Annotated in this window: 11 protein-coding genes; 7 read left to right on the top strand and 4 right to left on the bottom strand. The window is 42.5% G+C overall.

Going from position 1 to position 14,247, the window contains the following annotated elements:
- A partial coding sequence (locus ACMZ6Z_RS07915; protein WP_416132025.1) for a YSIRK-type signal peptide-containing protein occupies positions 1 to 2,283 on the bottom strand: 2,283 nt, incomplete at its 3' end.
- 511 nt (positions 2,284 to 2,794) lie between these two features.
- On the opposite strand from ACMZ6Z_RS07915, the gene ACMZ6Z_RS07910 reads away from it, so the two are divergent.
- Genes ACMZ6Z_RS07910 through ACMZ6Z_RS07895 form a run of 4 tightly spaced genes read left to right on the top strand, consistent with a single transcriptional unit; the run spans position 2,795 to position 4,846 of the window.
- On the top strand, positions 2,795 to 2,950 hold the full coding sequence (locus ACMZ6Z_RS07910; protein WP_416132024.1) for an SPJ_0845 family protein: 156 nt from the start codon (positions 2,795 to 2,797) through the stop codon (positions 2,948 to 2,950).
- Positions 2,947 to 3,120 carry a hypothetical protein gene (locus ACMZ6Z_RS07905; protein WP_416132023.1) on the top strand — a complete coding sequence of 58 codons (174 nt, stop codon included), beginning with the start codon at positions 2,947 to 2,949 and terminating at the stop codon, positions 3,118 to 3,120. The genes ACMZ6Z_RS07910 and ACMZ6Z_RS07905 overlap by 4 nt, the downstream gene beginning before the upstream one ends.
- A gap of 8 nt (positions 3,121 to 3,128) precedes the next feature.
- Positions 3,129 to 4,034: a permease gene (locus ACMZ6Z_RS07900; protein WP_416132022.1), complete on the top strand. Its 906-nt coding sequence runs from the start codon at positions 3,129 to 3,131 to the stop codon at positions 4,032 to 4,034.
- On the top strand, positions 4,031 to 4,846 hold the full coding sequence (locus tag ACMZ6Z_RS07895) for a TIGR03943 family putative permease subunit (RefSeq protein WP_416132021.1): 816 nt from the start codon (positions 4,031 to 4,033) through the stop codon (positions 4,844 to 4,846). The genes ACMZ6Z_RS07900 and ACMZ6Z_RS07895 overlap by 4 nt, the downstream gene beginning before the upstream one ends.
- Before the next feature lie 151 nt (positions 4,847 to 4,997).
- Here ACMZ6Z_RS07895 and ACMZ6Z_RS07890 read toward each other — a convergent pair whose 3' ends face one another.
- From ACMZ6Z_RS07890 to pepF, 3 genes are all read right to left on the bottom strand, one after another.
- Entirely contained in the window at positions 4,998 to 5,867 is an 870-nt protein-coding gene (locus tag ACMZ6Z_RS07890; protein ID WP_416132020.1) for a glycoside hydrolase family 25 protein, read from the bottom strand.
- A gap of 148 nt (positions 5,868 to 6,015) precedes the next feature.
- On the bottom strand, positions 6,016 to 6,492 hold the full coding sequence (locus ACMZ6Z_RS07885) for a glutathione peroxidase (protein ID WP_416132019.1): 477 nt from the start codon (positions 6,490 to 6,492) through the stop codon (positions 6,016 to 6,018).
- Positions 6,485 to 8,284, bottom strand: a complete 1,800-nt coding sequence (gene pepF, locus ACMZ6Z_RS07880) for an oligoendopeptidase F (RefSeq protein WP_416132018.1) — start codon at positions 8,282 to 8,284, stop codon at positions 6,485 to 6,487. Before pepF ends, ACMZ6Z_RS07885 begins: the two co-directional genes overlap by 8 nt.
- Positions 8,285 to 8,455: 171 nt before the next feature.
- Here pepF and ppc point away from each other — a divergent pair, with 171 nt between their 5' ends.
- From ppc to tuf, 3 genes are all read left to right on the top strand, one after another.
- Entirely contained in the window at positions 8,456 to 11,206 is a 2,751-nt protein-coding gene (gene ppc, locus ACMZ6Z_RS07875) for a phosphoenolpyruvate carboxylase (RefSeq protein WP_416132017.1), read from the top strand.
- A 138-nt stretch (positions 11,207 to 11,344) separates the two neighbouring features.
- Positions 11,345 to 12,568, top strand: a complete 1,224-nt coding sequence (gene ftsW, locus ACMZ6Z_RS07870) for a cell division peptidoglycan polymerase FtsW (protein ID WP_416132016.1) — start codon at positions 11,345 to 11,347, stop codon at positions 12,566 to 12,568.
- 287 nt (positions 12,569 to 12,855) lie between these two features.
- The gene (gene tuf / locus ACMZ6Z_RS07865; RefSeq protein WP_416132015.1) at positions 12,856 to 14,052 is read left to right on the top strand and encodes an elongation factor Tu; all 1,197 of its coding nucleotides are present in this window, start codon (positions 12,856 to 12,858) and stop codon (positions 14,050 to 14,052) included.
- Positions 14,053 to 14,247 lie beyond the last annotated feature (195 nt).

Here is a 14,247-nt window from a genome sequence, read left to right as displayed (position 1 = left end):
CGCACTGCCGTCTACGAAGGTAATGCGAGCACTTCCATCTTGGTTAACGTCAATCGTTTCCGTACCTGGTAGGTTTGGATAGGCGACCTTGATGGCTTCCTTGATCTTGGCTTTCTCGTCCTCAGAGACGTTTGTCGCGTCTTTGACTGGGACTTTGACAGGGTCTTTCTTGCCGTCTTGGGCGGTTTCAGATGCTGTCTTGGCCACTTGTGCCACCGCTTTTGGCGAGTCTTTCTGGGTTGGTGACGTTTGTACCACACCCACTGTTTGACCAGCTGTCAGTGGTCTATCAAGTGTAACCGTCACATCTGTACCAACAACTGAAATCTTATCAGCTTCCACGGGCACATCATCAATCGTCACAACCACTTGAGACTTGTCTGTCGCTTCGGTCTTAAGGGTGATAGAAATGGTGCGGTCATCGCTGTCGATTGGGGCAATGACTGGCACTTCAAGCGCTGGGCTTTCGGTGATTAGACTTTCTTTTGGAATGACGATTGTTTTATAATCTGGGTGGAAGATAAGCTGAGCATCTCCCTCTTGGGTAACAACGATTCTTCTTACCCCTGAATAATTTCCTTTCTTTTTTATATAGTCAGAATTTTTGATGGCTTGTATAATCGTTTCTTTTTCACTTTCAGAAAGGTTTGAAGCGTTTTTGACATTGACCTTGTCAGAGAGCTCTAACCTGTTCCAAACACCGCCATTCAAACCAAGAAATATGTCGTACTGATATTCTGGGGATTGAACACTATCATATCCTGTTCTTTTTAACGCGTCATACCTTTCGATTGAATTCAAGGTAGTGGATTGCACTTTTTTTACCGTCATTCGAATCGTTGGAGAATTCGTTAGAACTGCTACTGAGTCTTGGCTTAAATTTTTGTTACTTTCTTTCTTTGTTTGTAAGAATTCTTTTTTTTCTTCTGGTGAGGCACCATATCTTAAATCGTGGGTGTCCATGGAATGGGCTACAAACTCAACACCATCCTCAGTATTTTTAGCAACTGGAGTAGTATAGAGTTCAGATGATTCGAGACCATCTATCTTTTTTTCCTCAAAATAAAAATTGTCTCTGGGAAGATTATGAAGTCCTACCGCAAGTATATTGGCATGAGAAAATTTAACCTCCATTTTTTGGTAAGAAGTTGCATAGTTGACTGGTAAGTAGGGCCTTAGAGCAACTAGACCTAATTTCTCACGTCCTTCTATGTTGATTTCATAGACACTTTCACCGCGTCCTCCTGTTTCAATAAGTGCGTTTTTTGCATACTCCTGATAATGTGTTGTTGAGGCTGTGTGTTTAGAGTGACCGGCAGCTCCATCAATTTGCACAGCGTTCGCAAAAGATGCTTCTTTTTGTGGCATCGTTGTCGATATCAGTTTAAAGGTCACCTTTTCATTATAGCGATTATAGTAAGAAAAAGTATACTGATTTTCCTTGTCTTCTTCACCGATACCAATTTTTCCACTATCTGTAAAAGAATGACCAAATTTCAAACCATCTTTATAATATTCGGGATGATTAGAGTCGTTAGGCAAAGCTTTCTGAATCGATTCTTTAAGAATTTCTTTAGTAGCAACGTTAAAATAGGGCAGGTTAGTCTGGTTTTTAGGGTTAGTCAAGGCTCTTTTGACCCTCTTTTTTCCTGGGGTGGTTTCTGTTTCCGTCTGATCTACATTAACTTCTAATTCAGTCGCTTCTGAGATTGGCTGGACTTGCTCAGCTACTAGGATGTCTACTGATCGTTTTTCCAGTATGACTGGAATCTGGAGCAATCTTTCCGTCCCATCTCGATAAACAACCTTGAGGCTGACACTGGTGGCGTCTGGGCTTGGCTGGCCATCTGTAAAGCTGATGGTGGCTCCTTGGGCTTTGAGGTCAGCGCTATTGGTTAGAAAATCCTCTGGTGTGAGGGAGGTACTAAAGACCAGGCCAGCCTTAGCGATGGGGGCTAGGTGGGGGGTCTGAGCCTCTGGTGCTACTGACTGCGGGGCTGGGACTGGCTGGCTGAGCGCTTGGGCTGGTGTCTCAGAGGACTGGGCAGCTGGAGCTGTTGGCTGCTCGATCGTAGCCTGGTCCGTACTAGGAGTAGGCTCTAGGGTGCTGGGGCTGACTAGGGCTGATGTGGTGTCAGCTGAGACGCTGGTAGCCCCAGCGGCTGCTCCTAGGATGACCGCTGTCCCTAAGAGGACAGAGGCCGCACCAAAGTGGTACTTCCTGAGGGAGAAGCGCTGGCTGATACCGTGCCAGTCGAAAGATTTGTGTCTGCGTTTTGTCATAAAAACTCCTTTTACATCATGCTATCCGCTGGGCGGAATAAGTAACATAGTTATACACTTCCATTCTACCCCCCCCCCCCCCCGATTTGTCAAGTGTTATGCTTGATTTGGCGGGGTTTTCGATAGCTTTCACTGACCTAAACTGACCTTTGTGGACAGACTTTGGTATGAGGTTTTGGTAGCGTAAAAAAATAGCCCGCTTTTCCTATCGTTTTTCTAGCAAAATCGTCTGGCACTTTCTTATTGCTAAAAATGGATTTGATGGTTTTGAGACGACCGTAACTTTAGTGGCCATGTACTTCTATTGCCTATTCACTTTATGATGATCATTCTGATAACCAATAAACCTAAGCCGCTATCAAATAGGAATTATTGATCGCTCAAAGGAGATGAGAGAGCTTACCCATCTCCTTTTTGAGTATCCTCTATCATACTTCCACCAATTTTTCTGCTCTCTTATTTAAGAAAATGATAGTATAATAGAGATAAGATAAAAAATAGGAGGTGCCTTATGGCGATTTCATACCGTAAAGACGAGAAACTTGACAACCTGTTTGCACGCTTTGCCAAGCTGCCTGATGAGTTAGACTCAGACCTTGAAAAAGGCGACGACAAAAAAAATGACCAAATAGAAAGCAAGAATCAAAAAGAGGAGAGCAACAGATGACACCAAAAGACAGCACCATTGACATTATCGTTTATATCTTGATAGGGGCTTTAACGTTTCTTCTCATCAATAGTCTACCTTGGTCACTTTTCATCAATATCGTGGTGGCTTTAGGGCTTGATTTTTGCCTAGGAGCTCTTTGGCGATTGCTTAAATCTCGACTCAAGTGAGGTGCTTTATGTCTTTCTTTCATCAATTACCTGACAGCGTTCTCCAGTGGATGGCGATTTTCATGTCGATCATCATTGAGGCACTTCCTTTTGTCTTGGTAGGCGCTATTTTATCAGGCTTTATCAGTGTTTATGTCACCCCTGATCGGGTGGCCAAATGCTTGCCCAAGTCAAAAATGTTACGCATTTTGTTTGGAACGTTTGTTGGGTTTGTCTTTCCATCTTGTGAATGTGGGATTGTGCCGATCATCAATCGTTTTTTAGAGAAAAAAGTGCCTAGCTACACCGCTATTCCTTTTTTAGCAACTGCCCCCATTATCAATCCTATTGTCCTTTTTGCCACCTATTCAGCCTTTGGCAATTCCTGGCGTTTTGTCATGCTAAGGCTAGTTGGTGCTAGTTTAGTGGCTATTGTTCTTGGTATGATGCTTGGTTTTGTCATTGATGAGGATATCGTTAAAGACTATATTAAGCCCAGTCATTGTCATGATTACAGTGGTTATTCACTTCCTCAAAAAATATTCTATGCTTTGTCTCACGCCATTGACGACTTTTTTGATACTGGTCGCTACTTGGTTTTTGGAACTTTGATCGCTTCTGCCATGCAGATTTATGTTCCGACTCGGATTTTGGCTACGATTGGTGGCAATCCTTTGACAGCGATTTTGGTGATGATGCTACTGGCCTTTATCCTTTCTCTTTGTAGTGAAGCAGATGCCTTTATCGGGGCTTCGCTACTATCAAACTTTGGGATGGCTCCAGTCATGGCTTTTTTACTCATCGGTCCCATGATTGACATCAAAAACCTCATGATGATGGTTAACAGTTTTAAACCACGGTTTATCATTCAGTTTGTGGCTGTTTCAGCGGTTGTTGTCACCCTTTACTGTCTTGCTTTAGGAGTTTTCGCATGATTCGATTTTTGATCTTAGCTGGTTATTTTGAACTCAGCATGTACCTTTACTTGTCGGGTAAGTTGGATCAGTATATTAACACCCATTATTCTTACCTGGCCATTATTGCCATGGTTTTAGCCTTTATATTGGCAATTGTTCAACTGGTGATTTGGATGAAAAACCTTCGCCTTCATTCTCATCTATCTGGAAAAGTTGCACAGCTGACCAGTCCTATGATACTCGTTTTCCCGGTTTTAGTTGGGTTGTTCGTTCCTACGGTAACCCTTGATTCCACAACCGTTTCTGCTAAAGGCTACTATTTCCCAACAGCTGTGGGATCTGTCGGCCAAGGAGAGTCTGAGGATGGCACGCGCGTGCAGTACCTAAAACCAGACACCAGCCTTTATTTCACCAAAAATGCCTACCAAAAAGAAATGAAGCGTGAGCTACAAGCCTATCAAGATGTGGACAAAATTAGTATTAGTCCCAACAACTATATGGAAGTCATGGAACTGATCTATCTCTATCCCGATCTTTTTGCTGGTAAAGACATCTCCTTCACAGGCTTTGTCTACAATGAGCCTGGACATGAGGGCTACCAATACCTCTTTCGCTTTGGGATTATTCATTGCATCGCAGACTCTGGCGTCTATGGTCTCTCTACGACTGGCAATGTTCAACCTTATGCTAATAACACCTGGGTCACGGTGACTGGAAGGATTGCAACCGAGTATAATAACCAACTGCAACAACCCCTTCCTGTCCTGCATATTACAGATAGCCAGCCAGTAGAGGCACCTGACAACCCTTATGTCTACCGCGTGTTTTAAGGCATGAGCCCTAGAGCCAGTAGGCAAAAAGCCATTTGAGAGAATAGCTCGCAAATGACCTTATCAAAAAACGCATCCTATCAAAGTTTTGAAACACTTGATAGGATGCGTTTTTTTTGTTATTGGAGACTTTGGTCAGCATTTTTTTGGACTATTGCATTTTTGGGCTTGGTTTTTGACCAAATAATTTTTGGTAGGTTTCGCCAATGTCTTTGTTAATGGCGATTTGATTGAGGTCTAAGGGTTTGTTAAAACCTTCAAGATAACCTTGAGACGTGTATTGGTGGAGATCATAACTTAAAGTCGTACGAGGTGCTTCCTCATAGAAGCCCGAGTCTGTCCCATAAGTAGGAAACCACACCGCATCAAACTTATCAATCGAAACACGGTGCTCCTCCATAAAGTAAGTTCCGATATAGATGCCAATATTCTTGGCGCCTAATTTTTCCAACTCTGAACGAAAGGCCTCAACGCCTTTATCCATGTCATCCATGGTCTTCTCCTCAACGTCTAGCCAATAGTAGGTTGGTTTGAAGGGTTGGGATTTTTCATAAAGGATACGGGCTTCTTCTTTCATCTCCTTGACACTCGTTCCCATCACATAGGCGTAGACAGCTACTGGTACCTGACGTTTTTGGAACTCGGTGATATGCTTTTTGTAGGATTTGTCGACACCTTGGGCATCTGTGGCGTTATTATCAATGCCAATACCTGATCCTCCAAAGACACGAACAATAGCTCCTGAAATATTGCTAGACAGTAAGTCATAGTCTATTTCTTTAGGAAGCTGCCATCCAGAGACGTCAATAATCGGTTTTAAAGAGGTGATTGGCTCTTCTTTTTCTGTCTGTGTTGACGGTTTACTAACCTTAGAAGCTATCGTTATGGTAGGGATATTAGCCTTGGCAACATTAAGCCTGATGCTTCTTGCAACCGTCGCATATACATTGGCGAGAACCAAGACCATAATGGGTAAGCTTAAAAAGATAAACGCAACCGTTCGTTTTATTCTCTTTCTCATCTTCGTTATATTGTAACTTAAAACACCTAAAAAATCAAAGTAACTTACCTTAAATAGCCATAATGTCCTTGTTTTGTCATCAATTTGTCATATTTTGAAAAGCAGAGCAGATGCTTGAACAACTGCGGTAGAGAAAAACCAGAACTGTTTAAAGCAAATGCTCGATATGGCTCACGAGTTCTGCCACTTCTGTCTTGGCTGAAAAGCGCTTAACAACCTGCCCTTCTCGGTTCAATAGAAACTTAACAAAATTCCACTCAATCGGTTTGCCAAGAGGACCACTGGCTTCCTCTTTTAGCCACTGAAAGAGGGGATCGGCTTCTTTGCCGTTGACTTTGATTTTAGCCAAACGTGGAAAGCTTGTTTGGTAATGGAGAGAACAAAAAGCATTGATGTCCTCTGCAGTCCCAGGGGCCTGATTCATGAACTGATTGCAAGGAAAATCCAAGATTTCAAAACCTTTTTCCTGATAATCATCATAAAGTTCTTGTAAGCCTTGGTATTGTGGGGTAAGCCCACAAGCTGTTGCCGTATTGACAATCAAAACCACCTTGCCTAAATAGCGTTCAAGTGATAGAGACTGACCATCTTGAGCCTTTACGGTAAAATCACTCAGTTTAGTCATGAGAGAGCTCCTCACTATAGGCTATAATCTGATCTACCGTATCGCTCAAGAACTGGATTGTTTCACGCAGAGGCTTGTCAGTGCTAATATCTGCTCCGATGATCATCGCTGTTTCTAGTGGTGTTTTGCTACCACCTGATTTGAGAAGATCCAGCCACTCTTTGGCACCATTAGCCTTTTGTTTGAGATTGAGGTAACCAGCTGTTGAGAGCACAAGACCCGCAGAGTAAGTATAACTATAGAGCCCCATGTAATAATGTGATTGACGCATCCATGTGAGGGCGGCATCATCATCAATCTCAATCGCATCACCCCAAAAATCCGTTAAAACGTCTTTCATGAAGGCATTTAGCGTTTCTGCTCCAAAAGTCCCACCCGCTTCAATCAGATCATAAACCTTACGTTGAAAAGCAGCTTCAAGTAAGTGCGTGATGAAATTATGGAAATAAGTGTCTGTTAGACGATGTGCCAGAGCGAAGCGTTTTTGACGAGGGCTATCGAATTGATTTTCCAAATAATCACTTAGCAGCAACTCATTAAAGGTAGACGGTGCCTCTACATAATAGGTTGACATGTGAGTATTGTAGTAAGATTGATGATTATCTGAAAAGATAAACTGACCCGAGTGACCGATCTCATGAGTAAGGGTGTAAACATCAGATAAACGCCCTGTCCAACTCATCAGCACATAAGGATGGATCCTGTAGGGATCTGCGGCGTAGCCTCCAGAATCTTTGTTGGCATTAGCGGCAAAGTCAACCCAACGCTCTGTCTGATAAGGCTCTATCTCACGCGTATATTCTGGTCCCAAGGGAGCAAGGGATTTCATCACCAAATCATAGGAATCCGTGATAGAGACTTGAGGATTGAGGTCAGTATCGATATCCAGTTTCCAATCTGCAAAGGTCATCTTATCTAGGCCATTGACTTGAGCCACGTGTTTGAGGTACTTTTGAGCCACTGGTCCAAAGTCACTCATGATGAGGTCAATTTGACGATCAAACATCGCCTTGTCAACCTCTTGTTCTGCCAAAAGATAATCATAAACAGATGAATAGCCCCGCATATCAGCCATGAGTTTTTCAGATTTGACTTTGGCAAGATAGGCTGCGGCCGCGGTATTTTGATGGACCCTCAAGCCTTCTGAAAAGGAACGAAATGACTTATCACGAACGGCTGCATCCTCATGGTTTTGATAGAAGTTTTCATAAGTCACAAAGGAATTTGAATAGGTTTTACCATTAACCTCAAAGTCTTCCATCGCAAAGTCGCCTGCTCGCATTTTAGTATAAATGTCATGCGGTGCACCTAGTACTTCTCTCAAGTTGGACAAGGCTTTTTCAACCTTAGGATCAAGCAAGTGTTCTTTTTGGATTTTGGCTTGACGAATGGCTGCGCTAAAGTGAGGGTTGGCCTCTAAGGTATCCAGAACAGCCTGATCTGCTGTCGCTAAGGCAGTGTCAAAGAAACTAAGAGCCACCCTAGCCTTGGTCTCAAAATCATCACCAGCCTTTGCCAGTTCTGCAAATGAGTCGTCTGAAAAGTCAGTAGTCTGCGGCATAAAAGCGTAAGCTCCGATATGACTCATCTGAATATAAATTTGCTCAAGCTCCATGAGGGCTTGGGTAAAATCAGCAACCGTCTCAAGTTTATCTTGATAATTAAGCACAAAGGTATCAATATCAGCCAAGGCTTTTTCAATGGCTAATAGAAAATCCTGACGATCTTTGTATAAGGCAGTTAGGTCCCAAAGTTCATTTTCGGGAAATGTTGAACGTTTTTTTAATTCCATAAAAGAGTCTCCTTTGTTCTATTTCTATAGTATATCAGATTTAAACCAATATGATGACATCTAAAAAAGAATGAAACACATTTTCTTCCAAAAATCAAAAAGTATCCAGTGCAGTTCGGCGGTAAAAGTGATATGATAGGGGTAAAGATCAAAAGAAATGGAGGCATTTGTGTGACCATCACTAAATTAGAAAGCAGCAGTAATCACCAGCTCATCAAAGAAGAGGTCGATATACTGACCCAGCTCTTAGAGGACATCACCAAAAAACTCTTTGGAGATAAGGCCTTTGCCAAAATCAATGACTTAACAACCCTATCTAAGACAGATGATTATCAAGGCTTGCAAGAAGTCATCGCAAGCATCAGCAACGACGAGATGGTCTTAATCTCTCGCTATTTTGCCATCTTACCCTTGCTCATTAACATTGCCGAAGATGTCGACTTAGCCTACGAAGTCAACTATCAAAATAATAGCAATCAAGATTACCTTGGCAAGTTATCAACCGCCATGGGGATGATTGTGGAAAATGATCTTGGATCTGATATCATCAATCATCTGAATGTTGTTCCTGTCCTGACAGCCCACCCAACCCAGGTACAGCGAAAAACCATGCTAGAATTAACCACTAAAATCCATAATCTCCTTCGCAAACACCGCGATGTCAAACGTGGACTCATCAACCAAGACAAATGGTATGCCGACCTGCATCGTTATGTCCAAATGATGATGCAAACAGATATCATTCGTGAGAAAAAACTGAAGGTTAAAAATGAAATCACCAATGTCATGGAATACTACCCGACTTCCTTGATCAAAGCCATTACCAAGCTGACACAAGAGTATAAGACCCTGGCTAAAAAACACGGCATTGCTTTAGACAATCCAAAACCAATCACTATGGGCATGTGGATTGGGGGAGATCGCGATGGCAATCCTTTTGTAACAGCTGATACGTTGAGGCTATCAGCAACTCTCCAAAGTGAAGTGATTTTGACCTACTACATTGAGAAAATCGCCGAACTTTATCGACAATTCTCACTCTCAAGTACCCTAACTTCTGTCTCAGAGGGGGTATTAACCTTGGCTGAAAAATCACTGGATGACTCTGAATTTCGTGAAAACGAGCCCTATCGTAAGGCCTTTAACTACATTCAGTCAAAATTGTCGAACACCTTGATTGCTTTGAAAAAACCACAGACAGAGCTCAACAAACATGTGACTAAAACCTCTTCTTCACCTAAGTCTCAAGGCATGATGACTGATTACTATCTCAGTGCCGAGGAGTTTAAGGTTGATCTGGCACTTATCCAAGAATCGCTTGAAGCCAATCACATGGAAAGTTTGGTAGCTGGTGATTTCTTAGAGTTATGCCAGGCGGTAGAGGTCTTTGGCTTTTTCCTAGCCACTATTGACCTGCGTCAAGACTCTAGTGTGCAAGAAGCCTGTGTCTCAGAACTCCTAAGAACAGCTAATATCGAGAGTAATTACAGTGCCTTATCTGAGGATGCTAAGTGTCGCTTGTTGTTGCAAGAGTTGATCGAGGACCCTCGCCCCCTATCAGCGGCAACAATTCCCAAATCAGAGCTACTGGAAACCGAGCTGGCCATCTATCAAACAGCGCGTGAACTCAAAGATCGTTTGGGAGAGGATGTCATTAGGCAGCATATCATCTCTCACACTGAGACCGTTTCAGACATGCTAGAGCTGGCCGTTATGCTCAAGGAGGTTGGGCTTTTGGATAAAGAGCATTCTCGTATCCAAATTGTGCCCTTGTTTGAAACCATCGATGACCTGCAAAACGCTAAGGGAATCATGACAGACTATCTCAGTCTCGATATCGTCAAAGCATGGGTCAAAGATCAAGGTGGCTATCAAGAAGTGATGCTTGGTTACTCTGACTCCAACAAGGACGGTGGGTATTTAGCATCTGGTTGGACCCTCTACAAAGCACAGAATGAACTAACCAAACTAGGCGAAGCATATGGCGTGAAAATGACCTTCTTCCATGGTCGCGGTGGCACTGTTGGTCGTGGTGGCGGTCCTTCATACGACGCTATCACCTCACAGCCTTTTGGTTCCATTAAAGATCGTATTCGTGTTACAGAGCAGGGTGAGGTTATCGGGACCAAATATGGCAACAAAGATTCTGCTTACTACCATCTGGAAATGCTACTATCTGCTACCCTTGATCGCATGATGACACGCATGATCACAGATCCCAATAAAATTGACGATTACCGATCCACCATGGAAGACATTGTTGCAGATAGTAAAGCTATTTATCGAGATCTTGTCTTTGGAAACCCGCATTTTTATGACTACTTCTTTGAAGCAAGTCCCATCAAAGAGGTCTCTAGCCTCAATATTGGCTCACGTCCTGCAGCTCGAAAAACCATCACCGAAATTTCAGGACTACGTGCCATTCCTTGGGTATTTTCATGGTCACAAAACCGTGTTATGTTTCCAGGCTGGTACGGTGTCGGCTCAAGTTTCCAAAGCTTCATTGACAAAGCTCCCGAAAACTTGGGCATCCTACAAGAGATGTACCAATCTTGGCCCTTCTTTAAAGCCTTACTTGCCAATGTAGACATGGTGCTTTCAAAATCAAACATGAACATTGCCTTCCAATACGCCCAAATGGCAGAAAGCCAAAAGGTTCGAGATGTTTTCTTAACGATTTTAGACGAGTGGCAACTAACCAAAAATGTCATCTTAGCAATCGAGCAACGTGAGGAGCTCTTAGAAGATTTACCACACCTCAAAAACAGCTTGCACTATCGCCTGCCTTACTTTAATGTCTTAAATTATATTCAAATTGAGTTAATCAAGCGTCTGCGAGCAGGAACCCTAGACCCAAGCCAAGAAACCTTGATTCACATTACCATCAATGGCATCGCTACCGGCTTACGTAACTCAGGCTAGACCAGCCACTCAAGTCTAAGACAAGACTTGTCATAGCTCTCTAACCTCAAAAAGCAAGGTCTTGTCTTTGCTTTTTTGATTGGGCTTTTTGGGGAAAGATGGTATAATACTAGTGTTATCGATGGAGAAAATAAACAAATGCATATTGACAAAAAACACCTACTCAATTACTCAATACTGATCCCTTACATGATTTTATCAGTCTTAGGCTTGATTATTGTGTATTCTACCACCAGTGCTACCCTAGTGGATTATAGCATCAACCCTTTCAAAGCAATGATTAACCAAGGGGCATTCTGGGTGGTCAGCCTCTTGGCTATCTGGTTCATTTACCGACTAAGGCTCAATTTTTTAAAAAATGCCAATGTCCTGACAATGGCTCTGCTTGTTGAAGTCATCCTATTAATCGTCGCAAGATTCTTCACACAAGAGGTTAATGGTGCGCACGGCTGGATTGTTATTGGACGTATCAGCTTTCAACCAGCTGAGTATCTCAAAATCATCGTCATTTGGTTCTTGACCTTCACCTTTAGTCGGAGGCAAAAAGCTATCGCTGTCTATGACTATCAAGCCTTAACTAAAAGACGATGGTGGCCACGTAGTGGCAGTGACTTAACCGATTGGCGGATGGTCTGTCTCTTTTTAATCGGGCTTGTCGCTGCTCAGCCCGATCTTGGTAATGCTGCTATTATTGTGCTAACTGTCTTGATTATGGTTTCCATTAGTGGTATCGGTTACCGCTGGTTCTCAGCTATTTTTTTAAGCATCACAGCAGCATCGGCTCTATTTTTAGGTCTTATCGGACTAGTTGGGGTTAAAACCATGGCTAAAGTCCCCGTTTTTGGTTATGTGGCCAAGCGTTTCAGTGCTTTTTTCAATCCCTTTAATGATTTAACCGATTCAGGTCACCAATTAGCTCATTCCTATTATGCCATGAGTAATGGCAGTTGGTTTGGGCTTGGACTTGGGCATTCTATCGAAAAACGAGGCTACCTTCCAGAAGCCACAACCGACTTTGTCTTTTCCATTGTTATGGAAGAGCTTGGCATGATAGGCGCTTGCTTGATTTTGGCACTGGTCTTTTTCTTGATTCTAAGAATTATTCTTGTGGGGATTAAGGCTAAAAATCATTTTAATGCCATGATGGCCATCGGTATCGGTGGTATGATGCTGACACAGGTCTTTGTTAATATAGGCGGTATTTCTGGCTTAATCCCTTCTACTGGTGTTACTTTCCCATTCCTATCACAAGGAGGCAATAGCTTGCTAGTATTATCAGTAGCCATTGCCATGGTTTTAAATATTGATGCCAATGAAAAAAGAGCTGATATCCTTGAAGAAGCCGAAAAAGAACTAGGCTAAGTGAAAAACACCGTATCAAGAACCAAGAATCAACGAGGCTGGATTTTCAGCCTCTTTTCTAATGCATTTTTTTTAACCCAATTCTCAAAAATTGAGTGATTTGGTCCAAATAAAGAGGCATTTAGAGGGCAAAACAGCCTTACAAAATGATTAAATCCGTAAAAATACCGAAAAACGTATAAAAGACTTGCAATTTCATGTCAGTTTGATAGAATAAGAGGGTAAAGTTAGACCGTATTGCCTACTGTCTATCTATAAAATATATTTTATTGGAGGCTTTTCCTAAAATGGCAAAAGAAAAATACGATCGTAGTAAACCCCACGTTAACATTGGTACAATCGGACACGTTGACCACGGTAAAACTACTTTGACAGCAGCTATCACAACTGTATTGGCACGTCGCTTGCCTTCATCAGTTAACCAACCAAAAGACTATGCGTCTATTGATGCTGCTCCTGAAGAACGTGAGCGTGGTATCACTATCAACACTGCACACGTTGAGTACGAAACTGAAGCACGTCACTACGCTCACATTGACGCTCCAGGTCACGCGGACTACGTTAAAAACATGATCACTGGTGCCGCTCAAATGGACGGAGCTATCCTTGTAGTAGCATCAACTGATGGACCAATGCCACAAACACGTGAGCACATCCTTCTTTCACGTCAGGTAGGGGTTAAAAACCTTATCGTCTTCATGAACAAGATTGACCTTGTTGATGATGAAGAGTTGCTTGAGTTGGTTGAAATGGAAATCCGTGACCTTCTTTCAGAATACGACTTCCCAGGTGATAATCTTCCAGTTATCCAAGGTTCAGCTCTTAAAGCACTTGAAGGTGATTCTAAGTTTGAAGACATCGTTATGGAGTTGATGGCAACTGTTGACTCATACATTCCAGAACCAGAACGCGACACTGACAAACCATTGCTTCTTCCAGTTGAGGACGTGTTCTCAATCACTGGACGTGGTACTGTTGCTTCAGGTCGTATCGACCGTGGTACTGTACGTGTCAATGATGAAGTTGAAATCGTTGGTATCCAAGAAGAAATCACTAAAGCAATCGTTACTGGTGTTGAGATGTTCCGTAAACAACTTGACGAAGGTCTTGCTGGTGATAACGTTGGTGTCCTACTTCGTGGTGTTCAACGTGATGAAATCGAGCGTGGACAAGTTCTTGCTAAACCAGGTTCAATCAACCCACACACGAAATTCAAAGGTGAAGTTTACGTTCTTTCTAAAGAAGAGGGTGGACGTCACACACCATTCTTTGACAACTACCGTCCACAGTTCTACTTCCGTACAACTGACGTAACTGGATCAATCAAATTGCCAGAAGGTACTGAAATGGTAATGCCTGGTGATAACGTTACTATCGAAGTTGAGTTGATCCACCCAATCGCCGTTGAACAAGGTACTACTTTCTCTATCCGTGAAGGTGGACGTACTGTTGGTTCAGGTATCGTTTCAGAAATCGAAGCTTAATTTTTACAATTAAGTTTTCCCAAAATAACAATTAGAGTCAGACAACTTCTAATTGAGCACTTCCTTAGGGAGGTGCTTTTTTATGTTTTTTGCAACTCGAACTTAAAAGGGTAAATTCTCAATCTAAGTTCCAGCCTTCCTTATCCTAGAACTTAGCTTGAGAAACGCTACCAAAATAAATCCTTATTTTTTTAA

Origin of the sequence: Streptococcus pluranimalium (assembly GCF_047785705.1) — a bacterium.
In the GTDB taxonomy this organism is placed as follows: domain Bacteria; phylum Bacillota; class Bacilli; order Lactobacillales; family Streptococcaceae; genus Streptococcus; species Streptococcus pluranimalium_A.
Note: the sequence above shows the minus strand (reverse complement) of the source record. Positions and strands in the feature narration are given on the sequence as shown.